This is a genomic window from Xanthomonas sp. NCPPB 4467, assembly GCF_041475665.2.
GTDB lineage: Bacteria > Pseudomonadota > Gammaproteobacteria > Xanthomonadales > Xanthomonadaceae > Xanthomonas > Xanthomonas dyei.
Genome location: NZ_CM191260.1, coordinates 2720735 through 2746141 on the forward strand (window position 1 = coordinate 2720735; position 25407 = coordinate 2746141).

25 protein-coding genes and 4 pseudogenes are annotated in these 25407 nt (G+C 62.5%); 11 read left to right on the plus strand and 18 right to left on the minus strand.

Features of this window, described 5'->3' with window-relative positions:
* Positions 1-93: 93 nt before the first annotated feature.
* The 4 genes from ACCQ06_RS11835 to ACCQ06_RS11850 form a co-directional block, all read right to left on the minus strand.
* Positions 94-840 (minus strand): SDR family oxidoreductase, encoded by a 747-nt coding sequence (locus ACCQ06_RS11835; protein ID WP_228325492.1) that lies wholly within the window; start codon positions 838-840, stop codon positions 94-96.
* A gap of 221 nt (positions 841-1061) precedes the next feature.
* Positions 1062-2459, minus strand: a complete 1398-nt coding sequence (locus tag ACCQ06_RS11840; RefSeq protein WP_316685812.1) for an alginate export family protein — start codon at positions 2457-2459, stop codon at positions 1062-1064.
* Positions 2460-2465: 6 nt separating this feature from the next.
* Positions 2466-3356: a glyoxalase gene (locus ACCQ06_RS11845; protein ID WP_316685813.1), complete on the minus strand. Its 891-nt coding sequence runs from the start codon at positions 3354-3356 to the stop codon at positions 2466-2468.
* A gap of 296 nt (positions 3357-3652) precedes the next feature.
* The gene (locus ACCQ06_RS11850) at positions 3653-3958 is read right to left on the minus strand and encodes a XapX domain-containing protein (RefSeq protein WP_316685814.1); all 306 of its coding nucleotides are present in this window, start codon (positions 3956-3958) and stop codon (positions 3653-3655) included.
* Between the two features lie 466 nt (positions 3959-4424).
* On the opposite strand from ACCQ06_RS11850, the gene ACCQ06_RS11855 reads away from it, so the two are divergent.
* A complete protein-coding gene (locus tag ACCQ06_RS11855; RefSeq protein WP_316685815.1) occupies positions 4425-4742 on the plus strand; it encodes a hypothetical protein in 318 nt (105 codons plus the stop codon).
* A 44-nt stretch (positions 4743-4786) separates the two neighbouring features.
* Here the strand turns inward: ACCQ06_RS11855 and ACCQ06_RS11860 are convergent.
* From ACCQ06_RS11860 to ACCQ06_RS11885, 6 genes and pseudogenes are all read right to left on the minus strand, one after another.
* A pseudogene (locus tag ACCQ06_RS11860) lies at positions 4787-5080 on the minus strand (IS481 family transposase); the annotation flags it as partial.
* Positions 5081-5137: 57 nt separating this feature from the next.
* Positions 5138-5848, minus strand: a complete 711-nt coding sequence (locus tag ACCQ06_RS11865; RefSeq protein ID WP_316685816.1) for a putative quinol monooxygenase — start codon at positions 5846-5848, stop codon at positions 5138-5140.
* Positions 5849-6180: 332 nt separating this feature from the next.
* Entirely contained in the window at positions 6181-7212 is a 1032-nt protein-coding gene (locus tag ACCQ06_RS11870) for an amidohydrolase family protein (RefSeq protein WP_316685817.1), read from the minus strand.
* Positions 7213-7318: 106 nt separating this feature from the next.
* A complete protein-coding gene (locus tag ACCQ06_RS11875; RefSeq protein WP_316685818.1) occupies positions 7319-8059 on the minus strand; it encodes a type 1 glutamine amidotransferase domain-containing protein in 741 nt (246 codons plus the stop codon).
* 303 nt (positions 8060-8362) lie between these two features.
* Positions 8363-8698 (minus strand): superoxide dismutase, encoded by a 336-nt coding sequence (locus ACCQ06_RS11880; RefSeq protein WP_228325485.1) that lies wholly within the window; start codon positions 8696-8698, stop codon positions 8363-8365.
* 33 nt (positions 8699-8731) lie between these two features.
* Positions 8732-9355, minus strand: a complete 624-nt coding sequence (locus ACCQ06_RS11885; RefSeq protein WP_228325484.1) for a flavodoxin family protein — start codon at positions 9353-9355, stop codon at positions 8732-8734.
* Between the two features lie 113 nt (positions 9356-9468).
* Between ACCQ06_RS11885 and ACCQ06_RS11890 the strand changes: the two genes are divergently transcribed.
* Positions 9469-10425, plus strand: a complete 957-nt coding sequence (locus ACCQ06_RS11890; protein ID WP_316685819.1) for a LysR family transcriptional regulator — start codon at positions 9469-9471, stop codon at positions 10423-10425.
* Positions 10426-10631: 206 nt separating this feature from the next.
* Here ACCQ06_RS11890 and ACCQ06_RS11895 read toward each other — a convergent pair whose 3' ends face one another.
* A complete protein-coding gene (locus ACCQ06_RS11895; RefSeq protein ID WP_316685820.1) occupies positions 10632-10820 on the minus strand; it encodes a hypothetical protein in 189 nt (62 codons plus the stop codon).
* Between the two features lie 40 nt (positions 10821-10860).
* On the opposite strand from ACCQ06_RS11895, the gene ACCQ06_RS11900 reads away from it, so the two are divergent.
* Together ACCQ06_RS11900 and ACCQ06_RS11905 are read left to right on the plus strand one after the other, a co-directional pair.
* Positions 10861-11178 (plus strand): DUF1153 domain-containing protein, encoded by a 318-nt coding sequence (locus ACCQ06_RS11900; RefSeq protein WP_316685821.1) that lies wholly within the window; start codon positions 10861-10863, stop codon positions 11176-11178.
* A complete protein-coding gene (locus ACCQ06_RS11905; RefSeq protein WP_316685822.1) occupies positions 11178-12002 on the plus strand; it encodes an IS3 family transposase in 825 nt (274 codons plus the stop codon). Before ACCQ06_RS11900 ends, ACCQ06_RS11905 begins: the two co-directional genes overlap by 1 nt.
* On the opposite strand, the gene ACCQ06_RS11910 is transcribed toward ACCQ06_RS11905, so the two are convergent.
* The 3 genes and pseudogenes from ACCQ06_RS11910 to ACCQ06_RS11920 all read right to left on the minus strand — a co-directional run.
* A complete protein-coding gene (locus ACCQ06_RS11910) occupies positions 11991-12668 on the minus strand; it encodes a peptidoglycan-binding domain-containing protein (RefSeq protein WP_316685823.1) in 678 nt (225 codons plus the stop codon). The two genes, ACCQ06_RS11905 and ACCQ06_RS11910, sit on opposite strands and share 12 nt — an antisense overlap.
* Before the next feature lie 74 nt (positions 12669-12742).
* Positions 12743-13830 (minus strand): IS3 family transposase gene (locus ACCQ06_RS11915; RefSeq protein WP_316685824.1). Its coding sequence is split into 2 segments (ribosomal slippage): positions 12743-13590 and positions 13590-13830, totalling 1089 coding nucleotides; the frame shifts between segments, so codons are not numbered across the junction.
* A gap of 282 nt (positions 13831-14112) precedes the next feature.
* Positions 14113-14205 (minus strand): annotated as a pseudogene (locus ACCQ06_RS11920) (IS5/IS1182 family transposase); the annotation flags it as partial.
* Positions 14206-14449: 244 nt separating this feature from the next.
* On the opposite strand from ACCQ06_RS11920, the gene xopAG reads away from it, so the two are divergent.
* Entirely contained in the window at positions 14450-15814 is a 1365-nt protein-coding gene (gene xopAG / locus ACCQ06_RS11925; protein ID WP_316685825.1) for a XopAG/AvrGf1 family type III secretion system effector, read from the plus strand.
* A gap of 130 nt (positions 15815-15944) precedes the next feature.
* Here the strand turns inward: xopAG and ACCQ06_RS11930 are convergent.
* Positions 15945-16218, minus strand: a pseudogene (locus ACCQ06_RS11930) (helix-turn-helix domain-containing protein); the annotation flags it as partial.
* Between the two features lie 186 nt (positions 16219-16404).
* Here ACCQ06_RS11930 and ACCQ06_RS11935 point away from each other — a divergent pair.
* Both ACCQ06_RS11935 and ACCQ06_RS11940 read left to right on the plus strand, forming a co-directional pair.
* Positions 16405-16807: pseudogene (locus tag ACCQ06_RS11935) on the plus strand (Tn3 family transposase); the annotation flags it as partial.
* Between the two features lie 39 nt (positions 16808-16846).
* Positions 16847-17332 (plus strand): hypothetical protein, encoded by a 486-nt coding sequence (locus ACCQ06_RS11940; protein ID WP_316685826.1) that lies wholly within the window; start codon positions 16847-16849, stop codon positions 17330-17332.
* A 337-nt stretch (positions 17333-17669) separates the two neighbouring features.
* Here ACCQ06_RS11940 and ACCQ06_RS11945 read toward each other — a convergent pair whose 3' ends face one another.
* Together ACCQ06_RS11945 and ACCQ06_RS11950 are read right to left on the minus strand one after the other, a co-directional pair.
* Positions 17670-19514, minus strand: a complete 1845-nt coding sequence (locus ACCQ06_RS11945; RefSeq protein WP_316685827.1) for a transmembrane repetitive protein — start codon at positions 19512-19514, stop codon at positions 17670-17672.
* Between the two features lie 13 nt (positions 19515-19527).
* Positions 19528-20127 carry an NfuA family Fe-S biogenesis protein gene (locus ACCQ06_RS11950; protein WP_228324774.1) on the minus strand — a complete coding sequence of 200 codons (600 nt, stop codon included), beginning with the start codon at positions 20125-20127 and terminating at the stop codon, positions 19528-19530.
* Positions 20128-20215: 88 nt separating this feature from the next.
* On the opposite strand from ACCQ06_RS11950, the gene ACCQ06_RS11955 reads away from it, so the two are divergent.
* The 4 genes from ACCQ06_RS11955 to ACCQ06_RS11970 all read left to right on the plus strand — a co-directional run bounded on the left by ACCQ06_RS11955 (position 20216) and on the right by ACCQ06_RS11970 (position 24166).
* Positions 20216-20572, plus strand: a complete 357-nt coding sequence (locus tag ACCQ06_RS11955; RefSeq protein WP_228324775.1) for a 4a-hydroxytetrahydrobiopterin dehydratase — start codon at positions 20216-20218, stop codon at positions 20570-20572.
* A complete protein-coding gene (locus tag ACCQ06_RS11960) occupies positions 20569-20991 on the plus strand; it encodes an energy transducer TonB (RefSeq protein WP_228324776.1) in 423 nt (140 codons plus the stop codon). Before ACCQ06_RS11955 ends, ACCQ06_RS11960 begins: the two co-directional genes overlap by 4 nt.
* A 239-nt stretch (positions 20992-21230) precedes the next feature.
* Positions 21231-22049: a zinc transporter ZupT gene (zupT, locus tag ACCQ06_RS11965; RefSeq protein ID WP_228324777.1), complete on the plus strand. Its 819-nt coding sequence runs from the start codon at positions 21231-21233 to the stop codon at positions 22047-22049.
* 305 nt (positions 22050-22354) lie between these two features.
* Complete coding sequence (locus tag ACCQ06_RS11970) at positions 22355-24166, plus strand: DUF3300 domain-containing protein (RefSeq protein ID WP_316685828.1); 1812 nt, start codon at positions 22355-22357, stop codon at positions 24164-24166.
* Between the two features lie 162 nt (positions 24167-24328).
* Here ACCQ06_RS11970 and ACCQ06_RS11975 read toward each other — a convergent pair whose 3' ends face one another.
* On the minus strand, positions 24329-25315 hold the full coding sequence (locus ACCQ06_RS11975; protein ID WP_055854226.1) for an RluA family pseudouridine synthase: 987 nt from the start codon (positions 25313-25315) through the stop codon (positions 24329-24331).
* Positions 25316-25407 lie beyond the last annotated feature (92 nt).

The window sequence follows — 25407 nt, forward strand, 5'->3', positions numbered from 1 at the left end:
ATCATGGAAAGCAGGCTGGATTGCCACTGCCTCCTAGGTGAAAACAAGCCGACTACCTAATGCAGGCCGCACGGGAGACGTACTACCGCTCACTCAAAGTGTCTGGGCAGTGGGGCGGAAGATGATTTCATTGACGTCGACATCGTCCGGCTGACTGATGGCAAACGCCGCCATGCGGGCATAACTGTCGGCCGGAATGCCGACCTTCGCCACGTAATCGCTGTTCGTTGATTTGACCGCTTCGTCCGAAATATGATCAAGCAGTTCGGTCTTCACCGCACCCGGGCTCAGGATCGTGGTGCGGATGTTGTAGGCCTTCACTTCCTGCCGTAGACCCTCGCAAATCGCACGCACAGCAAACTTCGTTCCGGAATAGATAGAGGACCCCGGGAACACAAGATGCCCGGCAACCGAGGCGGTGGTGATGATCTGTCCCGACTTCTGCCGCTTCATATGCGGAATCACTGCTGCAATGCCATGCAGCACGCCCTTGATATTCACATCGATCATCTGATTCCACTCTGCCACCTTGAGGCTTTCCAGGTTCGACAGCGGCATGACCCCTGCATTGTTGATCAACACGTCGACCCGACTGAATGTTTCGGCAGCTGTGTCGACCAACCGGGTCACCTCTTCCGCGCGGGTGACGTCCGTTGCGATCGCGACAGCGTCACCGCCAGCATCGACGATCTCGGCGACGAGGGAGTTGAGGCGTTCCGCCCGCCGCGCCCCTAGAACCACTTTGGCGCCGTGCGCCGCCAGATGACGCGCGGTGGCTTCACCAATACCGCTGGAAGCCCCGGTGATGACAACGACTTTGCCTTGGATACCACTACTCATGCGCTTTCTCCGATAGCTAGACCAACACGGAGACACCATCGCCACCGAGTCCACCGACAACGTTAGCCGAGAAAAACAGGCGGATTGGTACCCACGGATTGGATGGGCTCATGCAGGTGCTTCATCAATATCCATTGGCTTTCGTCGCACGCGCGCATTCGTTCGCCATGCATGCCTGGTCATCAGCAAGTTCATCACAGTCGCTGGTGATCCAGCACCAGCTACCACATGAACTTCATCTCACAGCCAAGGTAATTGCTGTCATGACCGCCGGCGGTACGCACGGTGTCGCCGGCCTGGTAATGCACCGCTTCGATGGCGGTTTGCAGGTGTGTGTTGAGCTTCCAGTCACCGCGCAGCTGCAGATAGCGGCCGGTCCAGTGACTGCCGGTGCCGGCAGTGCCGGCCAGCGGAATGTCCGGCTGCACATACACGGCGTCGGCGGTGCTTTGCCGCCATAACAGGCCGAGCGAGGCAGTAACGCTCAGCTGCGTGGTGGGCCGCACGGTGAGCATCGGTTTGATCTGCAGCAAGTTGCTGTAGCCGGTGTAGCCGGCCAGGTTGATGTACGCGCCGTTCGGGAATAACGGGTTGAAGGTTTCAAGCTGTCCATCGCCCGGATGTCGGTCGCCGGAGGCGGTATCGACCTGCAGCCCCAGACGCGGCGTCAACGCGGTGTCCTGCCAGGTGTAGCCGGCCTTGAGGCCTAGCGCCCAGGCACGCGCGCGGCTGTTACCGACCTTTCCGCGTTGCCCCATCGCCTCAAGATCCCAGTCCAACGCAGTGCGCACACCTGCGAAGCGGGCATCGACAATGTCGCGGCGCTCGTTGCCGGCCGCATCCAGAAAGCTGGCGTCATCCTGCCGATAGCGTGCGTAATACAGCGACAGTTCGTCGCTGCCTAGGACGTGGCGTTCGACGCGCACGGTATCAAGGCGCAGATGTCGATTGGAGAGGTCATCGAAGCTGCGCACATCGGCGTATTGCACCGGCTGGCTGACAAACGCAATCCAGCGCCATGGGCCGGTCTCATAGTTGACCCATACCGCGTCGAAGGACTGGCGCACGTTCGGGCCATCACGCAGCGAGACGAATCGCTGCAGGTCGAAGGCAAACTCCTGCCGGCCCACGCGCAGTTTTATCTCGCCATCGGCCAGTGGCGCGGTGTATGCGACGAACGCCATGCGCAGATCGGCACGATTGGCATCGGCCGTGCCGATACGGCGTTTGTGTACTGCGCGTACGTCTTCCAGTTGGGTAAAGAGCTGCAAGTGCTCGCCAACCCGCACGTCCAGATGCGCCTGCAGGCGGTGCAACAGATAGCTGTCGCTCTCGCGGCCGATACCCAGCGCAGGCGTGTGGTTGCTTTCGAAGCGTTCGCGCAGGTTGATGCCGAACGATGCGTAGCCCACGTCGCCAAGCGGCACATATTTCAGGCGATCGAACGGGTGCGTGCGCAGCGCCGGGTCAGCAAGCGGCGACCAGTCTTCCTGCCAACGGTTCGAATTGATGACAGGACGTACCGGTGTGGCGGAGGTGGCATCGACCGAAGACTGCGCCCACGCATCGGCGCACGGGCACAGGACCAATATCAAGGGCAGCGTGAGGCGTAACGACATGTGCGATCAGGAGTGGAGTTCGGCGTGCAGCTCGGCGACATAGCCACCGGGGAACTCCACCATCGCCGACTGCCGACCCGACGCGGTCACCGCAGGCACCAACACTTTTGCGCCGGACGCGGTGGCGCGTGCGAGCGTTGCCGCAAGGTCGTCCACTGCGTATCCGGTGAGCTCGTGGCCGTACGGATAGGGCAGGTGGCCGTCAGTCACCAACACCTGCAGCGCACCGAAGCCGGAGCTGATGATGATGCTGCGGTAAGTGACGCCAGGCCGGCCGATCAGCGTTGCGTCCGCACGGCGGTCATCGTGCAGCACCTTGCCATGCGAGAACTTCAGCCAGCCTTTAACGAATGCGTCGGCGCGGTCTGGCGAGACGTAGATGCGGTTCTCCGGAATCGTCGCCAGCGGTGCGTAATGCGGTGGGGTGTCGTGCCAGTACAGCTGCATGTTGACGCCGCCAGGCCAGGCGATCACCGCATCCATCCCGATAGGATCCTTGAACGGCGCAACCAGCACCTCCGCTCCGGCAGCGCGTGCGGCGCTGATTGCCTTCTGCATGTCGGTCACCAAGTAGCCGGTGCGTTCGCTGCCGAACGGGTGAGGCACCGGCGTACGAAATCCAAACAACGACACGGTGCCTGCCGGCGTCTGCACCAGTTGCGAGCTGGTACTGCTAGGGGTTGGCGTGACCGTGGCAATCACCTGGCGCGTGCTTTGTCCGCCGAAGGTCGCGGCGAAGCTGCGCGCAAACGCATCCACATCGGCAGGTGCCACATAAACGTGCGTAGTGTCGTACTGCGGGCCGACCGACACCGGCGCTGCAGCATCGGCAAGGACCGGGAGGACCGCGCTCAACATCAGCGCGGCGGACAGGCTCAGGGAAAGTAGCGGACGCATGGAAGTTCCTTTGGGGAAAGAGGGCAGCGACGGCACCTCCGGCCATGGGCAGTCGATGCATTTGCGGTAGTGGTTGGATGTAGTTGAATCGTTTTTGCGTGCCGGTTGGACTAGGACGCCGCCCGCATCGCGCTATGTTTGTTGCCAAGTTGCTTGATCACGCGTGCGATCTGCTTTGCAGCTCCGCGCATCGCCAAACAGAAGAATCGACACGCCGTTTTTCCAGAACTTTGGCCGGCGAATTACTCAGCCATGCGCAGGCGGCATGCACCACCAGATCGCATGGACGAGCGCGCTCACGCATCGCCCTCGTCGGTGCGCGCGGGTGGCGGTGATGGCACCTGCGGCGCAGCCGGCGGCACGCGTTTGCCTTCTGGCAGATGCCCAAACATATGCGGCTTGACCTGATGGCCGATCCACCAGGCCTCGGCCTGGCTGCGCGTTGTCAGCTGGCGCACAAGTGGCGGCAGTTGCTCACCGACCAGGATGCCAAGCAAACCGACCAACGCAATGACCGGCGGCGCTGGCGAGCGCACATTGAGCAGGCTGTAGATCACACCCACCAGCAGGCCAGCGCCAAGCGAGAACAAATAGGGCTTCATCGTGCGACCCCTTGGTTTGAAGCACTGGCTGCGCAGGTCGGCAAGGCAGGGCGTCTACGCGCCAATGCACGCCAATGTGCCTGGTTGCAGGGCGAGGGGAGTGCACTGCCAGCGAGCGCGTGGCGCTGGCCCGACACATCAGACATCGTCATGGACGCGATCTCTCTGGAGGGGGAATCGCTGGGTCATGGCGTCGAGTGACGCCAGCGATGTGGTTCATGCTGGACGCCTCGGGCCGAATCCAGAACACCGCGTCGGGGCAGGGTCCGATGACTCGTTCGGGGGATGCGCGCGCACCGCACGGCGCGCCGCCACCATGCGTCCTGTACAGCAGGCTGGATCAGGTGACATCAACCAGCACGGCAGATCAACATCGATGCATGGCAGGAAATGACGCAACAGCGGCATTGTTGCTGCGGGGAAGTGGGCAAATAATGCACGCATACCACCCATTTACAGCAGCACCATGGCAACTGGCATCTTCCCTGGATTGGTTCGGCACGCCATGTTGGCTGCATGCGTCTTGCCGGCCGGATGTGCAGCGCCGCCATCGAAGGCGACGCCACTTACAGCAGCGACATCGAGTGACACATCAACCGAGGACGCGTTGATCCCCGCCTATCGCGCTCGCTTCAATCGCGCGCGTGCGGTGATTGCGGTGGTGGGGGAGAACACAGGCGTGGAGATCAGCGACTTCCTGGTGCCTTTCGCGATCCGCTGCTGGCGTTCCTACCCTAACGCGGACTGCTCGCAGCATTGGGCGCTGCAGATCGATGAGTCGTGATCCAAGCGGCCAATCACAAGTCACTCGGCGATTTGGCGCAAGCCAGTCATGTTGTCACCGGTCGGCTGCAGTGCGTTGAGACAGTCGTCCAGCGACAGTAGGGTGTGCATGCGCAAGGCAACGATCGCCGCCTCATGCTCACTGGACAAAACGATGGAGCGCGGCTGCCTCGGACCGGTGGGCAACTCCGCAACCGCGGTCCGCTTCTTCCACTTCGCCACGGTCTTTTGATTGATTCCGTAGCGCTTGGAAAGCGCGCTCAGCCTTGCTTGACGATGTTGTTTCGCTCGACGCATTGCCTCTGCCGTGGTGGCGCTCCCGGGCAGAACCTGGCCCATCGTGCTTGCTTCCAGTCGTGGGGAAAGAGTGCACTTTCAATGTCTGGGATCAAACACCTAGTCACTCGCCGGTGGATCAAACCGCAATCCGCCGCGGCTTTGCAGCGCGATGTTTTCGACCTCGACATGGCTCTTTTCCACCAGCATGTCGCCGGTCAGGCGCAGGTAGTCCTTGAAGTGCGGTGTCTGGCGATGCGAGGCATAGGCTGCGGCGTCGGCGTAGATCTCGAAGAAGATCCATTGATCCGGCCGCCCCTTGCGGGTGGCCGCATACATGGCAAGCACGCCAGGCTCGACCTGCATGGACTTGCGCATCTCCTTGGTGACGATGCGATGGAATTGGGCGAGGTCTTCGCGCTTCACCGTCACCTCGACGATGCGCGCTTCCGGCGTTCTGCCGCGCTGCAGGATCGACAGCGCAGCCGGCTGCTCCGCGAGGAACATTGGATCGATCTCGACCAGGCGCTTGTCTGTGACCAGCGACCGCGTCGATTCGAGGAAGCGCCGGTAATGGGCCGTCTCGACGTGGCGCCGATAGGCTGCCTGGTCGGCATATAGTTCGAGCACGTAGGCCAGGCCGGGTGTGCTCAGGCTGGCGACCGCATGCATCGCCAGCACACCGGGCTCGTCGCGGAGCGAGGCCTGCATGTTGTCCCGGCCCGCAACATCGAATACTTGCGCCCGCGCAGGATCGGTCTGCAATTCGAAGAGACGCACCACCGGCTGCGCGGCGGCGATAGGGGCGAGCAACATCGTTGCCGTGGTCAATAGAATTCTCCAGCAGTTCACGTCAGTCCACCTTGGTTCGACGGGCGCTTACAAATTGAAATATTCATGGTGCGCCGCGTCGACGGTGGTACTGATCGTCGTTCGGGCATTCCTGTCTTCCGGTGCCGACAATACGGGCGTTGCCGGGACGGCGCGCGTCTGACCAGTGCGTGATGCCAGACGCGCACCGGACCATGTTGCCTGCCGCCGTCCGCATCATTTCGATGTGCGGCCCACGCTTGCGTTCATCACCAGGCGTAGGCCGCTGACGCGGGTTTGCCTGGCGCAGCGTGTGCCTACTAGGCGGTGGCGTCGTGCTCGACATGACCGACTCACAGCCTCAGCAATCGCGCCGCGTTGCCGTGGGCGATGAGCGCCTTTTCCGCATCGCTGATAGGCAGGTTGTCGATGAAGGCGCGCGCGCCATCGAGGCTCTGGTAAGGGTAGTCGATGGAATACAGGATGCGTTGCGCGCCCATCAGCGCGTACACGAACTGGAAGTGCGGCAGGGTGAGCATGCCGCTGGGGGAAACGTACACGTGTTCGCGATAGGTCTGCACGATGGAACGTTCCAGACCCGCGGCTTGCTGCGGAATGGAATCCTCCAGCCGCTGCAGGAAGAACGGCACCATCTCGCCCCAGTGGCCACTGATGACCTGCAGGTTGCGATGGCGGTCGAATACCCCGGCCAGCAGCATGCGCACGACCTGGATGCCGGCTTCGTTGTGCCAGCCCCAGGCGAACATGGACAGGCGTGCGCTCAGCTCGGAATCCAGGCCGCCGTAGTAGGGCGCCTGCACCGCGGGCAGCGGCAGGCCGGGGTGGATGTACAGCGGCACCTTCAGCGCGTCCAACGCGGCGAGGATCGGCGCGTAGCGGGTGTCGTCCAGAAATGTATGGCCAGGGCGGCCGTTGATCAGCGCGCCCTTGAGGCCAAGTTCCTTCACTGCACGCTCCAGCTCGCGTGCCGCGGCGTCTGGCGCCTGCCAGGGCAGGGTGGCGAAACCGGCATAGCGGGTGGGGTGGGACTGCACCGCCTCCGCCAGCCTGTCGTTGGCTGCACAATTGAGCGCGATGGCGTCGGCCGCCGGCAACAGCTGCGGAAATCCGCCGTAGGACAGCACCTGCATGTCGATGCCGGCTGCGTCCATATCGGCCAGGCGCGACGCGCCCATCTCCAGCGCCTTGCGCGCGGACTCGGCAGGCGCGATGACATGCGGGCGACTGGGATCGGTCACCTGCCGGCCATCGACCACGCGGCGGCCCCAGTCGGCCAGGTAAGGCGCCTCGGCGCGTACGCGCGCCTGCGCGGCCTGTCCGATCGCTGGATCGAGCACGTGTTCTTCGACGCAGATCAGTTTCATGATGCTCCGGTTGAAAGAGGGATCGGACGCAGACAGCCATGGTCGTCAGTGGCAACGCGCGCAGTTCGCGCAGTGCGTGAATGCCTGCGGCCGTACGCGCATGCGATCACGCCAGCAGCGCGTCCCGCAGTGCCACGCCCAGGCTCGCCGCAGACTGCGGGTTCTGGCCAGTGATGAGCCGGCCGTCGACGATCACGTTGTCGGCCCAGTTGGATGCGTTCTGATGATGCGCACCACGTGCGTTGAGCATGGACGCCAGCAGAAAGGGCACGACGTGCGTCGATTCCACTTCCTCTTCCTCGTCGTCTGTGAAGGCGGCGATCTGCTTGCCGGCGATCACTAGGCTGCCGTCGGCACGGGTCGCGTTCACCAGCGCCGCCGGGCCGTGGCACACCGCCGAGACGATTCCGCCCGCCGCATCGATCTCGCGGATCGCGTTCTGCGCAGCGGCGCTGTCGGGGAAGTCCCACATCGTACCGTGGCCACCGGCGAAGAAGATCGCCGAGTAGCGCGCGGGATTCACCGCGTCCAGGCGCACCGTGTTGGCGATCGCATGGCGGAATTGCGCATCGGCCCAATAGTGCGCGATGACTGGATCGTGCAGGTCTTCCATCCCGTCCAGCGGCGCGTCGCCGCCCTGGATCGAGGCGAATTCCACCTTGATGCCGGCCGTGTGCAGTTTTTCCAGCGGATGGGTGACTTCGGCAAGGTTGTAGCCGGTGGGAATGCCTGTGTCGCCCTTCACCGCGCAGCTGGTGACGACGAAGAGGACCGGCAGGAGGTCTGAGGCGTGCTTGGGCATGGTCTTGGGATTCCTGTGTTCGAGCGAACTCTGGTCGATGGTCAAGCGACTCCATCGAGGGCGAGGTGCTTGTCGAAAAATGCGCGAGCGCCGCAACCGTCGAATCGATGTCGTGCGGCAGCTCGGACAGTGCGATGTGGGTGGTGCCTGCGATCACCCACAGCGGCCTGGCTCCTTGGTGAGCGCATCGGCTTGGTCGCTGTAGCGCTTGCTTGATAACGCTCTGCTGCCGGCGACCAGCAGTGGCGGCGGCGGCTCCGGCAAGGTGTAGAAGGTCGAGACCGCCGGCAGGGCGAATGCCGACCAGCACCGGAAAATTGCTGTCCTCGCTGGAATTGCCCTGTAGGTTTAGGGGACGGCTGGGCCATCGGTGTTCATCAGGACTCGGGCGTTTCCGGATGCGAAGAGCATTTCCCAGTTCGTGAACGGACCGAGCGGGATCACCTCCCAGCCGATCAGTCCGGCCTTGGCCAGCGGAAACGCGCTCAGTGCTTTTTGCGCCGTTTCGACCGAGTCGGCTTCGGCAATGATCGCAACGCCGGGGCGATCCTGGCGGAAATAAATATCGCGGACGAAGCCGCTTTTGTAGTCCTGCCAGCAATGGCGGGCTTCGTCCAGCATGTGCGGCTGGTACTTCTCCAGGCTGGCGCCGGGCTGAGGCGTGTCGAGGCAGAGGAATTTCATGGCAGGTCCTTGTGGGAAATCGATGGAGGTGCGTCAGGCGGATTCAGCGCGGGCGGATGCAGGTCCGACGGAACCAAACCGGCATACGGTCTCGGCCACGCGCTGTCCAAGGTAGGCGGCCGTTTCTAGATCGCTTGCGATGGGGGTGTCGTCCGGGCCTTGGTCGCCATTGGATTGCGCCATCGCGCCCAGCCAGCTTCCGAGTCTGTTGAGGTCGTGCACGCTGCCTCGGCTGCTGTCATTGCCGGGTTTCAGGTCCAATCCCACCCACACCATGCCGTGCTGCGCGGCGAACAGCGCCATCTGGATCAGCGAATGCAGCTTATCGCCGTTTTGCGCACCGGAATTGGTGAAGCCGGCAGCGATCTTGTCGCGCCACTTCATCGCGTTCCAGGCGACCGCGGTGGAGTCCTCGCAGAACTGTTTGAAGCGAGCGCTGGGCGCGCCGTTGTAGGTGGGGGCACCGAACACGATGGCATCGCTGGCGGCGAGGGCCGGCCAGGGAATCGGTCCGTCGGAGATCGCGATCAACCGCGCTTCGGTTCCAGACACGCGGCGAATGCCTTCGGCGACGGCCTCGGCCTGCCTGCGTGTATGGCCGTAGCCGCTGTCGTAGACGACGCAGATGCTCGGCGGGGGAGTGCTTGTCGATGACATGCCGGCATCATGCACGGCGCATCTCTAAACCAGAAGTCGTCAATTGGTTGATCGTCTATCAACCTGCAGTTGATAATCGGGTTTCCGGCATGCCGCCGCCATCCGAGCACAGCATGGATTCGCCACACCGCGTCCGCGCCATTCTTTCCTTCGTGCACGCAGCCGACGGCGGCAGCTTCGCGGCGGCCGGGCGCACGCTTGGCGTGACCTCCGCTGCGGTCAGCAAGAACGTCGCCACGCTGGAAAAGGTGCTGGGCGTGCGCCTGATGAACCGCACGACGCGCACGCTCAAGCTCACCGACGAGGGCGTCGCGTTCCTGCGGCGGGCACGGCTGGCGCTGGAAGCGTTGGACGCAGCCGTCGATGCCGTTGCCATACAGCGCGAGCAGCTCAGCGGGCGTGTCCACATCACCACCAGCGTCTCGTTCGGACAGGAACATCTGATGCCCGTGCTGCCGGGCCTGTTGTCGCGGTATCCCTGCTTGTCGGTGGAGGTGGACTTCGACGACCGCGTCGTCGATTTCGTGCGCGGCGGTTACGACCTGGCGCTACGCGGGGGAAACATCCGCGATTCCGCGCTGGTATCGCGCCCGGTCTGTCGCCTGAACACCGTCCTCGTCGCTTCGCCCGATTATTTGGCGCGCCACGGCGTACCGCGCAATCCCAGCGAGTTGCGCCAGCACAGGCTGATCGCGCGGCGCTTCCTGGGCGGTGCGGTGGCGACATGGAGTTTCCGCGCGACAGACGGCGGCATCGTCACCCTCGATCCATCCGACACTGCGTTGCTGACGTTGTCGGCACCGGCAAGCCTGGTCGCAGCCGCACGCGACGGCATCGGCATTGCACAGGTTGGGGTGCATCTGGCATGGGAGGAACTGGTCTCGGGCAGATTGAAGATCGTGCTGCACCGCCAGTACCACCCCGGCAGCTACGAGATGGTCATCCAGTATCCCCACCGCGCCCTGATCGCTCCGCGTGTGCGGGTCACGGTGGACTACCTGCTGGAGGCGTTTTCCGCAGATAAGACCTTGCACGTGCCATTGAAGATGCTGGATGCCTATGCGATTTGAGCGACTTGACGCATGGTGCTGTCGCATCCTCGGGGGCCGAGCGTAGTGCTTGGGTGCAGTGGCGCCGAACTCGGAAAGTGCGTGCAAGTCTTCAATGGACTCGTCGGCCGCCGGGTCCGCGTCTGAAGCCAACAACGCCGCCAACACCCCTCAACGCATTGCGGGCTGCCGGTAGCGCATACGTCGCCACTGGCAGCCCATGCGGATTACATTCCGCGCGCGCGATTCTGTTCCTGTTCGCGCTGCTGGTTCAGCGGTTTGCCGTACTCGACGTAGTCGCCGGTCTTGTACGGCGAGCTGCCGCGCTCACCGTGCAGCACCTGGCCGAGCAGTTCGCGGTTCGGGTGACCCGCCGGTTGGCTCCAGATGCTGATGGAGTTCCTGTAAAGACCCACTGAAACTCTGCTCAGGTGTTAGTTTTCAGAGGAGACATCGATGAGTGCAGTGATGGACGAAGAACAGATCAAGCGCTGGACGGCCCGGCGCAAGTCGGCGCTGGTGCTGGAGATCATCCAGGGGAAGACGACGGTGGCCTTGGCCAGCCGGCAATTCGACCTGACGCCCAATGAGATCGAAGGCTGGGTCGAGGAAGGTAAGCGCGGGCTGGAGAACGCGCTGCGGGCCAAACCAGAAGACGTGCGCGAGCAGTACGCACGCCAGCTCAAGGACCTGCAGGAAGCCTACGGCGAGGCCATGCTGGAACTGCGCGCCCGAAAAAAGTTGTCAGCCCTGCTGGGCAAGGACGAGAGCTGATGGTCTCGATCCAGCAGGGCCTGAAGGAGGACGGGTTCGACGTCTCGATGGTCAAGCTGTGCCGCTGGTTCGGTGTGGCCCGGCGCAGCGTGTACTACACGCCGCGCAAGGCAGTGCCGAAGGTGAAGCCGGAGCTGGCCGCACCGATCGAAGCCATGATCGAGGCCGAGCCGTCGTTCGGGTATCGGACGGTGGCCGGACTGTTGGGGATGAACAAGAACACGGTGCAGCGGATCTTTCAGATCAAGGGCTGGCAGGTGCGCAAGCGGGCCGTGGGCAAGCGACCGCGGATCGAGGCCTTGCCCTCGGTGGCCAGCGCGCCGAATCAACGCTGGGCCACCGATCTGTGTCGGGTCTGGGGCGGCAAGGACGGCTGGCTGAGCCTGGCCCTGGTGATCGATTGCCATACCCGGCAATTGCTGGGCTGGCAGCTCTCGCGCACAGGCAGGGCCAGCACCGCCGTGGCGGCCTTGGAGCAGGCGCTGATCACCCGCTTCGGCACGCTGGGCAAGGTCAAGGAGCCGTTCCTGCTGCGCTCGGACAATGGCCTGGTCTTCACCAGCCGCGACTACACCCGCCTGGTCGCCGGCTACGGCCTCAAGCAGGAGTTCATCACGCCACACTGTCCGCAGCAGAACGGGATGGTCGAGCGCGTCATCCGAACACTCAAGGAACAGTGCGTCCATCGGCACCGGTTCGAGAGCCTGGCCCACGCCCTACGCGTCATTGGCGACTGGATTGGGTTCTACAACCGGCAGCGGCCGCATCAGGCACTGAAGATGATGACGCCTGACCAAGCCTATGCCGCTACATTAACCACCTGACCTGTGCAGAAACCGATGGGTCATTACATTCCACTTGTTCTCATTGACCTCCACACAGCCGGCGACCGGATTGGGGATCATCACGTCACGACGCCATTCCTGATCAGTCAGGATCAGGTCCTTGTGAACCAGTGGAATGCCATTGCGGTCGCCCCTGGTACGGACGGTTTCCAACTCCCCTTCGACCATTCCCGACGAGCGGTCGGCCAGTGCAGCATTGCCCGTGCGTACGGCCTCGCGGTTGGCCTTGGGGTGGTGGATCTGCATGTCGCGGAACGCGTCTTCGCCCGAAGTGCCATGTGGGATGGTCCGATTGGCGTTGTTGTCGGCGCTCCCCATCGGCTCGACCACTCGGATGCGCTCGCCGGTCGAAAGGTCACGGACCGGTGCGGCCTGTTCCTGCACGGGTGCGGACGGTGCCGCAGGCGCGGGAGCGGGGCGGTCAGCAGGTGTAACGGGGACCGGCCCGGGATTGCTTTGCTGGCGCACTGCATTGTCCAGCGCATCAAGCGTGTTTTGGCCAGCCTTACCGTCCTCTGTCAGGCCGTTGGCTTTTTGGAACTCGCGCACGGCGTGCTCGGTGTTGGACCCGTAGTGCTTGTCAGGCGACAGCGGCTGGCCGTGCTTAAACTGTCTTTCGGCGAGTGTGCGCGGCCGGTCGGTCACCGGGTGTGTAATAGGTCGCCCCTGAAAAACCTCTCAAGCACCAGCTGCCATGTTTGCGGGCCACACGGTGGGTTCTACCCCGAAAACACGGACGGTTGTAAAAGGGCTTTGAACTTGTTGTCTTGCTTGGCGACCCTTCGGCGCATCCTCGGGTTGTGCCGCCGTTCTATGTACAGGCCGAAGAAGCCTTCGCACGCTTCGTTGTCGCCGCAGTGACCTACTGCGCTCATCGAGCACACCAGCTTGTTGGCCACCAGATACCGCTGGTAGTCGCCGCTACGAAATTGACTGCCTCGATCAGAATGCAGGATCGCCTTGTGTTCGCCTTGGCGCTGCCACACCGCCATCTGGACGGCCCGGATCACCATCTGTCGGTCCTGACGGGGGTACATCGACCAGCCCACCACACGCTGGTCAAACAGATCCAGCACGATGCACAGATACAGCTTGCCTTGGCTGGTTTTGATCTCGGTGATGTCGGTGACCGATTTGTTCTCCGGCTCCTGCGCGGTGAAGTCCCGCTCGATCAGGTTGCGCACGCCCGGCGGTGTCAGTGCCGGCCGGGAGCGTGGACCACGACGCTTTGGCCGCGGACAGCCCTGCAGGCCCTCGGCCGCCATCAGCCGCGCCACCCGGTTCAAGCTGGCCTTCTCGCCCTGATCAGCCAGGTCCTCGCGCATGCGACCGGCCCCCAAGGTGCCCCGGCTGTCTTCGTGCAGTTCGCGGATCGGCCCGGTCAGGCGTTGGTTGGCCAGCTCCCGGGCGCTAGGCAGTCGCTGGCTCCAGGCGTAGTAACCACTGGCCGAGACCTTCAGGCAGCGGCACATCAGTCGAATCGGAAACTCGTCGCGGCAACGTTCGATCACCCGATACCTCAGGATGATCCCTTGGCAAAGAACGTCGCCGCTTCTCGCAAAAAATCTCGCTCTTTCTTTACCCGGGCCAGCTCGCGCTTGAGACGGGCCAGTTCCTCATCCCTAGGCGTCCCGCTGCCACCGAAGGCCACCGCCCCCTGGCCCTGGGCCTCCCGCTTCCAGCGGGTCAGCAGGGTGTCGCGAATCCCCAGCTCGCGCGCGACCTGGGCGCAACTGACGCCAGGCTGGCTGGCCTGCTCAACGGCACCGCGCTTGAACTCTGCGCTGAACTTCCTTCGCTTCGACATGAACACTCCTCATGGCCTAAATCGGCCTTCTCGTAAGTGCCCGTGGTAACGGGGGTGAACCCTTCAGTGGGTCATTACATCAATGCCTTCGCCGTCCCAGCCATGACTTCGGTAAGGCGAAGCGAGTCAGAACGCTCCGCGCCAAACTTATTTCTGCCCAGTTAATACGGGTGACAATCTACCTGCCGACATGCCTCTTCCAATAAGTTGAGGCTTGCCAGACAGGTTGCAACTGAGATAGGCAATGTGCATTGAGCCAAGCAGCTTTCGGATTTCCTGCAACTAACAAAACCCAGGAAGATGGCGAAGGCAGATGATGGAGCAAGCAAGCGATAGCCAGGCTAGATGGATATCGATCCGGCGTTCAAAGCGGATTTCCCAATTAACTCTAATATTTAGGTGTCCGGCAATGCGATTAACTAAAAATAATGTGAAAAAGATTTCGTCAGCGCTAATAAATGAGTCTGGCAAGAGTGCGCCCACTTCAGCCCAAACGATAGGTGAAGCGAATAGTTCGAATGGAATTCTCTCAGGACTCGTATCTTTTCCAAAGAATGCAAACCACACATCTTCGAATAGTAGAAATCCGAGAGGAATGGCAAGTCTTGCAAAGACCGCCATGAAATATGTTGCAGGAGCTGCCGGTGCTGCTTATGTCTATGACAACACCGCCAACCGATTCTTTCTTTCAACAACATCACTGCATGATGGGAAGCAAGGATTTACCAGTGACTGTCGCTTGCAGGAGGCGGAGAAAAAGGCAGAAGCTAATTATACTGAATTCCATGCTCATGATTGCTCTGAAAAAGTTGAGGTGGCGCGCACTTCATTATGGCCAACGCTTGTCGGAGAAAATCTTTTCGTCACGATGTTAGATTTTCGCTCGGCCACCAAGGTTCACATGAAAGAATTAATCAATAGCAAGGAGGCGCGTGACTCTATTGCGCTGAATATATCATGCATTCTTGGTGAGCGCATAAAACCAACCCTGCTCACCAAGCATGGAGTTGCTCAAGCTCCCGTTGACTTCGATATAACCAAGGAGGGTGGTTTTGAAGGTAAAAACAAATATTCGCTTTCAGGTGTTCCAAACCACGATACTGGTTCCTACGGCTATGCATCACGATCGATTTCCAACCCTTTTATTGAGAAGGGCGAAAAACATCACGACCAAGCAATCGCCAGTGACCGGGCGTTGACACCAAAAGCCTGCATCGCTGCATTGCAACCACTGCTGGAGAATTCCGAATCACTTATGCCGGAAGCCCAGTTCCGGGCCGGGCAGGCATTTTTGATTCTTCGACCATTGTACTGCGGCCCAAAAACCTGGGGGGACGCTCACAAGGTGCTAATGCCCTTTCTCGAGGAAAAAGGCCTGGCATCCGCCCGTGAAAATCAACGTCTTGGCGAAACTAGGCCGTTTAAGCGCTCTGACATCGAAAAAGGAGTTGCCCGGCGTAATACGAGCGTCGCTGGGCCGCTTCTCCATGAGTTTAACATGGTGATACAGAAGTCGATTTATAAGAAAGATGAAGAGTCGATGAGCGATCTTAGGTCTAAAAAATTAGGAGAGATGAAGTACATCCCAATTTGTCATTTCAAAATGAATGATGATTGCTCAGGTTTTGAGGATTCTTCCGGCTTGGCTGATTCGTTTACCGGATACAACGTGTCGGCATATATCAATCATGCGCGCTTATTAAGTGGCGAAGATAGGCTTTCCAAGCAAGACGTTGTTGCCATAGTTGGATGCCTGAACGCTGTTTACGACAACGCCAGTAGCGAGCGTCATACACTTAGAGAAATTGCGCATGGGTGTTTTGTCGGCGCTGGCTACAAAGTGGAGGACGCTGAAGCTTTTTACAAAGATGTATGTAAGGATTCCGCACGGGAGTTTTATGGCGGAGAAGCGCTCAGGGCGGCCAAGAGCAGCCAAGGAGTCGCCTCCGAAAAATCCCGTTCAAGCCCTAATAACCCGCAGTGACTGGGGCAAGGCGCTCAAGAAGAGGGTCGGCAGGGATTCGTGTAAAAAAAACAGCCAAAAGTGAGCTAACTCGCTGTCAGTAAAGGTCTTTTACACGATTCCCTGCCGACCCTCAAGTCCTGCACAGCAGTCAATTCCCGTGACCTTGCGCGCAGTGAGCGGCCCACACACGCTTGACGGTGGTGACGCTCGCACCTGCCAGGCGCGCAGTGTTGGCGATGGTCTCCCCACGACCGCGCAACGCGACGATGCGACGATGCGACGATGCGAGCATGTACGGCCGGATCGGCCGGGCGGCCACGGTACTTGTTTCTGGCCTTCGCCAGCTCAATGCCCTGACGCTGATGCTCGCGGCGGTCTTCATAGTCGTCGCGAGCGATCTGTAGGGCAATACGCAACAACATGAGGGTCGGCAGGGATTCATGTAAAAACAGCCAAAAGGAGGGTCGGCAGGGATTTGTGTAAAAAACAGCAAAAATTGCGCTAACTTGCTGTCAGCGCAGAACTTTTTCACGGACTTGGTCATCAACTTGCTGCGTTTGGATTTGTATCTGCTGTAAAGCAGCTGGATCCTGCCCAGGGCACTCCGGATCGATTCGGCCGTGCGCACCCTGTTCCTGCTGCAGTACATCTCCAACCGCCAGCTGCGCGAGCAGATCATGGCCTCGACGAACAAGGTGGAAGCCTACAACGGCTTCGCGAAGTATTTCTTCTTCGGCGGGGAAGGAGTGATTGCAGACAACGCCCCCCGTGGAGCAAGAGAAAGCCGTCAAGTACAACGACCTGGTCTCCAATGCCGTCATCTTCTACAACGTGGTCGAACAGACTCGGATCATGAAGTCACTGATGCGGCAGGGGTGGAAGATCACAGGGGAGGACGTGGCCTTCCTCAGCCCGTACGTGACCAGCCATATAAAGCGCTTCGGGGATTACCTCATTGACGTGGAGGCGATCCCGGAACCGTATGAGACTGAACTGGCGTTGGCGGTGTAGTTTTGTTGCCTCAAAATATCCGCTAACTCACTGATACAATTGCAGCGTCAACTGGCGGAACTTGGTCAGCGCGACGCCTCAGCTTTGCGTGCCACCGGTGCAGAAAGCGCCAATGAAATGCTGCGTATCCAACTCCAGGAATTGCAGGATGCGGCGCGTGCCGAGCGCGACACATTGACCCAACACATGCGTGCCACCGAGGACCGGGCACATGCGGAGATCGATCATGCGCGCCAGGAATCAAAGCAGGCCAAGCAGCAGCTAGCTACCAACCAGCGAGAGGCGGCGCTTGCTAAGCGCGGATTTGAGGAAGCGCTAGAGCGCGCACAAGGCAATGTTTCCGAGCTCCGCCAAGACCTCACGATCCAACAGGCACGCGCAGATGCGCTTGAAGCACAACTGGTCAAATTGAACGATCTGCCGGCAGCACTTGAAGCAGCTTGGCAGCAGCATGTGGGGCGGAGTCAGCCTAAGCATCCAAAACCTCTGCGCTCTAAGCGAAGTCGCTGCAAGGTGGCTCCCTGATGCCAAGCAAGGCATGGTGTCGTGCTGACTACGCGGTGAGCACCTAGGTTTACTTAGGATCGTGTCCCGTGGAAGAGAAAAAGTCCTTAAAAATCAAGGCGGGGCACGATCCGAGCAAAAAGGACACGAATTTAAAAAACTGACAGATAGGCCGCCAGGGCGTACAGGAGCGTCAACACGCCATTTCGCATAATGTATATTATGTCAGAGTATCCGCACTTACAGGATTTAGAGGATTAGCATGCTTCTACTGCGCTCGGTCTCCCACGTAACCCAGTCCCAGGATCTTCAAGGCGTGGCCGCAGTCATGGAAACGGCAGCCAGCCATTTCAGAAGCTCACGGCCGCCGCCGCTCTTCGCCCTCATGGCGCACCGCCCCCTTGTCCTCCTGTAACTCCCGCTTGAACGGCACATCCGGCGGCGGGCGTGCGGTGGCAGGTTGATCGTTGAGGTTGGGGTCGCTCAGGCCGCAGCCGCCGCCAAATTGCAGCAACGACACGACGCAGCTGATCTTGGTGGTGGTGCCCGGGATCGGGATCTCGATCTTCTTCAAGCCACGGCGCACCCATTCCTGCAGCAGCGACTGGTTGGGCATCCAGTACTTATCCAGCGAGGTCGGCGTGTAGCCGTAAGGCGGGCGCTTGAGCCAGGTGCCGCCCTGGGCGATCTGGTCGCGGGTCCAGGTGTCGGTGTCGCTGCCGGGCGGTCCGCGGTCGCCGGCTCCCTTGCCGGCATCGCCTGCCCCTGCCACGCGCACGCTGCCGTCGCTGTTGAACATGCCATCGCGCTGGCCGTTGGCACCGGTGGTTTCACCACGACGGTTGCGGTCGGATTTGCTCCAGTCGTCGGCATTGACAGCGACGTCCCAGCCGCCGCTGCGGTCCGCCGCTGCTGGCCCGGCAGCGGTATTGGTCGCGGGCTTGGTTGACGAAGATGCTGCGGCAGCGCTGTTGCTGGACTGCTCGGATTTGGCCTGGGACGCTGTTGCCTGTGGCGCGGATGTAACGGGTGCAGGCTGAGGAACAGAGGCATTCGCTGTCGATGTAGGCGCTGCCGACGTCGGTGCGGCAGTTGCCGGTGCGGCTGGCGCCATAGGCGCCGGCGTAGATGCCGGCTCCGGCACGTTGGGCAGTTCCGTGGTGCGCACCGGCACCTCGGGCATGCGCACGGTTGGGGTGACTTCCCTGGGATGCATCGTAGGTGCTGCAACCTGCGGCCTGTCCGGCACCACGACTTCGCGTTCGCGCACGGCAGGTGCATCGGCAGATCGCACGGCGACGGCTGCGGCCGGGCGCTGCAATTCGTGCAGCTGCGGCCGGTCGGTCACGGTCTGAATCTCGCGCTGACGCACCTCCACCTGCGGCGCGGTCGGCGTCATTGCCCGGGGCGCCACAGTGATGCTGGGCGGTGGAGGAACCACAAACTCGTTGGTGGCGACCGCAGTTTCGGTCACCTGTAGCGGCGAATCGAGGGTCGCCGGCGGCACTTGCACCGTCACTTGCGGCACGTCGGGTGTCACCGGCTCGCTGGCAGCGGCGGCAACCGGCTCGGGGGCGATTTCCTGCGCCTGCGCAGTGCTGGTCGCATCGACAGGCTCGGCGGCCAGCGGCGGCGGTGCTTTCGATGCGGGTGTCGTCGGCTGTGACCGCTCTCCAGGCGACGCATCCGCACTGGCTTGCTGCACGGCGGCCGCGTCGGCAGACGCCGCCTGTGCTCCCGCCGAAGGTTCTGCCTGCCCTCCCCCCTGCTCCGCTGCGCCGTCGCCTATGAAGGTCATGCGCACGCGCGACTCTTCGCCGGGTTTGGTCTCGTCCGGCGCCCAGCGCACGGTGACGACCCAGATCAGCAGCGCAATGAAGCCGATGTGGATCAACAGACTGCCCAGCAGCGCAAGCCAGTGTTGCCGGCGCTGATCGGTCGGGCGTGGCTCCCAGTGCTGCCACCAAAGGCTGCGAAACGCCTGGAACGGCGTCAATATTGCAGCAGAACCTGCACCATGGACGGCGGATGGACGTGCCAACAGCACATCCATCACCTGGTCGTCGTTGAACGGTGCCGCCGCGTCGTCGCGGTTGCGCATCCAGATCGCCCAGCCATATGGCAGGCCGGTGCGCCGATCCAGAATGAGCTTGCCCGGCATGCGCGCGCGGAGCGCATGCAGCAAATCGGCAGCCGTTGTCACCGGTGACGCGGAATCAGGCCGCGCTATCGCGCGGAATGTACGGTGCGTCGCCGGTGGCGTGGTCGGTGGCATCGCGCACTGCGATCACGCCAGGCACGCGTCCCATCAAGGTCTTTTCGATGCCCTGCTTCAGCGTGACATCGGCCATGCCGCAACCGTGGCAACCGCCGCCGAAGCGCAGCAGCACCACGCCGTCGGCCGAGACTTCCTGCACAGCCACACGTCCGCCGTGCGATGCCAGCTGCGGGTTGATCTCGTTTTCCACCACCCAGCGCACGCGTTCCACCATCGAAGCAGAGTCGGCCGGCGCTTCGCCCTTGATCTTGGGCGCCTTGATGGTCAACTGCTGGTTGCCGGTGGACTGGGTGACGTAGTCGATCTCGGCACCATCCACCCACGGCACGCTGGCGGCGGCGACATATAACGTGAAGCCGTCGCAGTCGATGGCCCACTCGTCGCCGCTCAGGTCCGCAGGCTCTGCGAACTCGAGCCTGGCATCTGCGCGAGGGGTGCCCGGGTCCACCGCGCTCAGGCGCACGCCCATGCCGGGCACGCCTTCGCGTTCGATGAGCTTGCGGAAATAGGTTTGGGCTTTGTCGGATATCTGGATCATGCGGGTTATTCTACCGCTCAAAGCGCCCTCGCTCATGGAACACCGTGATCCTGGTGGGTGCGCCGTCCGCCACCCCTGCGAGACCGTCATGACCGATCTGATTCCCCTGGAGCAGGCCCATTGCCTTCCGCGCAAGGGTAGCGACCACAAACTTGGCGAGGCCCGCCTGGCCGAGCTGTTGCCGCAGATACCCGGCTGGGAGCTGGCCGAGGCCGGCATGGCCATCACGCGCACCTTCCGCTTTGCGGACTATTACCGCACCCTCGCCTTCGTGAATGCGCTGGCCTGGATTGCCCACCGCGAAGATCACCACCCCGATCTGGGCGTGCATTACGACCGCGTGGTGGTGCGTTATTCCACCCACGACGTGGGCGGGCTGAGCGAAAACGACTTCATCTGCGCGGCCAAGACCTCGCAACTCTACGATCAGGGAGTCACTGCATGAGCATTTCTCGCGCCGCCCTCGCCGGCCTGTGTCTGGCGGCCGGCCTCAGCGGCTGCGGCAAGTCGCCGCAACAGGCTGCCGCGCCTTCGGTGGCCCCCACAGAACTTGCCGCGCTGAAGACGCCGCCGCCGGAGTACGCACCGGAGCTTGCATGCGCCGGCGTTGGCGGCACCACCGTGCTCAAGGTCGTCGTCGGTACCGAAGGCACACCGACTGACGTGGCGGTGACCCAGAGCAGCGGCCAGCCGGTGCTGGACGAGGCTGCACAAAAGCGCGTGCGCGAATGGAAGTTCAAGGCGGCCACCCGCAATGGCCAGGCCGTGCCGCAAACCATCCAGGTGCCCGTCGCCTTCAAGCCGCCGGTGCCGCGTCCGGACGAATGCTTCGCCATCGAAGAACGCGCGCGCCGCGGCGGTTGAGCGCTGCAGTCAGCCTGCTGCAGCGGCGCTGACTCAGCGGCGACGGGCAAGACGCTTGCCACCGCAATGCATCGCGCATCGACACCGGTCGCCTTGGCCGGTGCTTGCGCATGAACATGTGCTCCGCTCCGACACCACGCTTCGTCATCCATGCCTGACCATCCTGCTGCCGCCAGTGGTCTTGTGATTGCGTTGACCACCGCAGGATCGCTCCCCACTCCACAAGGTCGTCGCGTCGCATGCTTGAGGTGTCAACACACAATGTCTGGACCGCGCTGGCAGTCACCCTGGCAGCGGGACTTGCCACCGGCCTCGGCAGTCTCATGGTGGTGTTCGCCAAAAAGCCCAATCCGCGCCTGTTGGCGTTCGGGCTGGCATTTGCCGGTGGCGCGATGGTGTACGTGTCGTTGTCGGAGATCCTCAACAAGTCGATCGCCGCATTTTCCAACGCCTACAACGACAAGCTGGGCTTTACCTTCGGCACGCTGACTTTTCTCGGCGGCATGCTGCTGATCATGGTGATCGACCGCCTGGTGCCCAACCCGCACCAGAGCCTGTCCACCGACGACCCGCAATTTCGCGACGACAACCGCGCCTACATTCGCCGTGTCGGCCTGATGACGGCCATTGCGATCACCGCGCATAATTTCCCCGAAGGGCTGGCGACGTTCTTCGCCACATTGGAAAGCCCGGCAGTGGGCATGCCGTTGGCATTCGCCATCGCCATCCACAATATTCCCGAAGGCATCGCGATCGCGGTGCCGGTGTACTTCGCCACGCGCAACAAGTTCTATGCCTTCGGCGCCAGCCTGCTGAGCGGCCTGGCCGAGCCGATTGGCGCCGGCATCGGCTATCTGGCGCTGTCCAGCGTGTTGTCCGAAGCGGTGTTCGGCACGGTGTTCGGGCTGATCTCCGGGGTGATGGTGTTCCTGGCGCTGGACGAACTGTTGCCCGCGGCAAAGCGCTACGCACAAGGCCACGAAACGGTCTACGGGCTGGTATCGGGTATGGGCACGCTGGCGATCAGCCTGGTGTTGTTTCGCTTCGCAGCGCCGTGAGGCATGGCGCGCCGATCGTGTGCAACAACCGGTGTTGCTTGTTGTGAGGGCTGAGGCTTTCCGCATGCAAGCTTGGCCCGGGTCCACGCTGCTAGGCACCGTGTGCGCGTGCGGCCAAATACTGCCCTGACGTTGTGACGCACAGGCGGCCTTGCGCACGTTCTGCGGCGCTGCAATTCGTCAACGCGCAGTCCTGCTGAACGCTGCCGTGCCAGGCCATTGCCGGCGCCACGTCATCAAGCTTCCAGACATCGAATGCGGCGCATCGTACGCGCGTCATCAACGCGCACACAGCGAGGTGCCGTATGCAACGCACATGGTCACAGGGGCGCCTTGGCTGGGCGCTGGCAATCGCGTCCAGCGGCGCCTTGGCACTGGTCGGCTGCCAACGCAGCGCACCTTCGGCAACCGCAGCGGCTCCAACCGAGCCCCCCGCCTCCGCCGCGCCGGCCTATACGCCGCCGACAGCCGATCAGCTCTATCGACTGGTCGCGCCGATCGCCCTGTTTCCCGACAAGCTGTTGGCCCAGACCCTGGCGGCATCGGTCTACCCGGACCAGGTGCTCACCGCGCAGGACTGGCTGCACAGCAATCGCAACTTGGCAGCCGCCGACCGCGCGCAGGCCACGGTGTCGCAGCCGTGGGATCCCAGCATCAAGGCATTGACCGCCTTCCCCGATGTGATGGACCAGCTGGCCGGCAATCTCGACTGGACCCGCGCGCTCGGCGATGCGTACGCGCATGACCCCAACGATGTCCTCAACGCGGTGCAGATCATGCGCCAGCGCGCTCAAGCCAGCGGCCACCTGCGCAGCACGCCGCAACAGCAGGTCCAGGTGGCGCGGCATGTGGTGGTCACGCCGATCCTGGATGGCGAACGTGTTCCGCCGCCGTCGCAAGTCATCACCATCGAACCGGCGCAGCCAGAGGTGGTGTATGTGCCGCGCTACGACCCGGGCGTGGTGTACGGCACGCCGGTCGATGTCTATCGAGACTATCGCTATCGCCCGGTGCGCTGGTACGACCAGGGCGATGTGGTAACCACCGGGGTGGTGTCCTTCGGCGTCGGCGTGCTGGTCGGCAGCGCGCTGGAGCACCACCACGGCTGGTTCGGCTGGGCCGCACCTGCACCGGCGTGGCACCACTGGGGTTGGAACAGCTGGGGCGTGGACTGGAACGCGCCGCCGGCCGCACCGCATTACGTGGTGTATCAGAACCACGTCTATGCACCGCGCACCACCATCATCAACAACAACCGCAGCACTTATATCGACGCACGCTCTTACGTGCGGCAGAACCAGCGGTATGGGCCCAACAGCACTGCGGCATCTGCACCGGCTTCCGGATTGGCGCCGACAGCGCTGCCGGTCAACCGCGCGGACTTGCCGATCGCCGCGGCAGCAGGTGTGCAGTCGCTCAGAAACCTGCAGCGCCCCAACCGCATAGCGCCCTCGCCCGCCAACGCTCCACGTCCGCCCGACTATGCGCACTTGTCAGCGCCACATTTTGACCGGCAGATGCTGCAGCCTGGCCGCCCGGTGGCAGCCCACGCTGCAGTGCCGACGCCGACGAACATGCCATCGCAAGCGCAGACAACGTTACGCGCACCGAATATCCCCGCACCGATGCTCGCCTCTGGCGCGCGTCCGGCCGTCCGCATGTCCGCGCCACCGGTTGCACAACAGCGTATGGCGCAACTGCAGCCGCTGCATCAGGCGAGCACTGCGGCCCGTGTCCCGGCGTTCGAAGCGACCCGTCAAACACCTCCAGCACTCACTGCACACGCTGCGTTTGCCAACCGCGACCCACACGATGCCCCTCATCGTGCGCCAACAGCGGCGCAATTGCAGTTTCCACAGGTGCACGAGCAGCAGCGGACTGCGTCACCTCAGCAAGCGGCCTTGGCGCGACCGCAACGGATGGAACGTGCGCAATCACTACCGCCGCGCCAGGAACCACGGCCTTTCCCCCAGAGCCAGCCGCAACAGCACCCGCAGCGCATGGTTTCCTTCGCACCTCCGCGCCCGACTCCTGCCCACCCGGCAGAAATGCATGCGCAACGTCCGCCCGCTCGTGCACAGGCACCGCAGCATCGCGACCACCATCACGATAGCTAAGCGTGGCTGACAGAGCTTCGACGTAGTGGCCGGCTGTGGCGGCCGCTGCCCATGGGGGTCTCACCACGCTGAGACCCCGGCACCGCCCAGGTCCGCTGAGCCACAGTCATCACGCGGCAGATACTTGAAGCGCTCCTGAGAAGCGCGCCTGAAATGACTGCGTCAGCGCCCCAGCCGATCCAGCGCCTCGGCCAGCTCCGGGGCCAGCGGCGCGCTCAGCACGTAAGGCGTCTTGCCCGCATCCAAGGCGAACTCCAGCGAGGCGGCATGCAGGAATAGCCGCTTCAGCCCCAGCTGATCGCGCAGGCGCTTGTTGACCTCGGCCTCTCCATATTTATCGTCGCCAGCGACCGGGTGGCCCAGGTGCTGGGCATGCACGCGGATCTGGTGAGTACGGCCGGTTTCGATGCGCACTTCGCAGTACGAGTGCCCGCCGCGCCGTTCCAGCAGCTTGAAGTGACTCAGCGACGGCTTGCCGATCGCATTGACCTGCACGTGCCGCTCGCCGCCCTGGCGCAGGCCGATATGCAGCGGTGCGTCGACCGTCATGACGCCGTCCGGCATCCGCCCCACCAGCAAGGTCAGGTAGCGCTTGGTGATGCCGCGTCCTTCGACGCGGTCGTCCTCGCGCATCAGCGCCTGCAATTCGGTCAGCGCCGAGCGCTTCTTGGCCACGATCAATAGGCCGGATGTATCGCGATCGAGCCGGTGCACCAGTTCCAGGGTCTGGTTCGGACGTAACGCGCGCAAGGTCTCGATCGCGCCAAAGCTGATGCCGCTACCGCCATGGCTGGCGACGCCGGTCGGCTTGTTGAGCGCCAGCAGACGCGCATCCTCAAACACGATCGCCGCCTCCAGCCGCGCCATAAACGAAGACGGCGGCGCTGCCTTGTCGCCCTCCTCGTTGACCCGCACCGGGGGAATGCGCACTTCCTCGCCGCCTTCGAGCTTGCGCTCGGCCTTGGCACGCCCGCCATTCACCCGCACCTGGCCGCTGCGGACCAGCTTGTAGATCAGGCTGCGCGGCGCCCCCTTGAGCTGGCCGAGCAGAAAATTGTCCAGCCGCTGCCCAGCGCGGTCTTCCGGAACTTTGAGAATACGCACGCCCACACGGTCGGCAGGCGGCTTGGGGGGCTGGGGGTCGGTCATCCGGCTCTTTATTCTGTTACACTCGGCGAGCGAGATAAGGGTTTGATTTCGTTGGAAGTTGATAGGCCAGAAGCCTGACTTCCGATGATTCC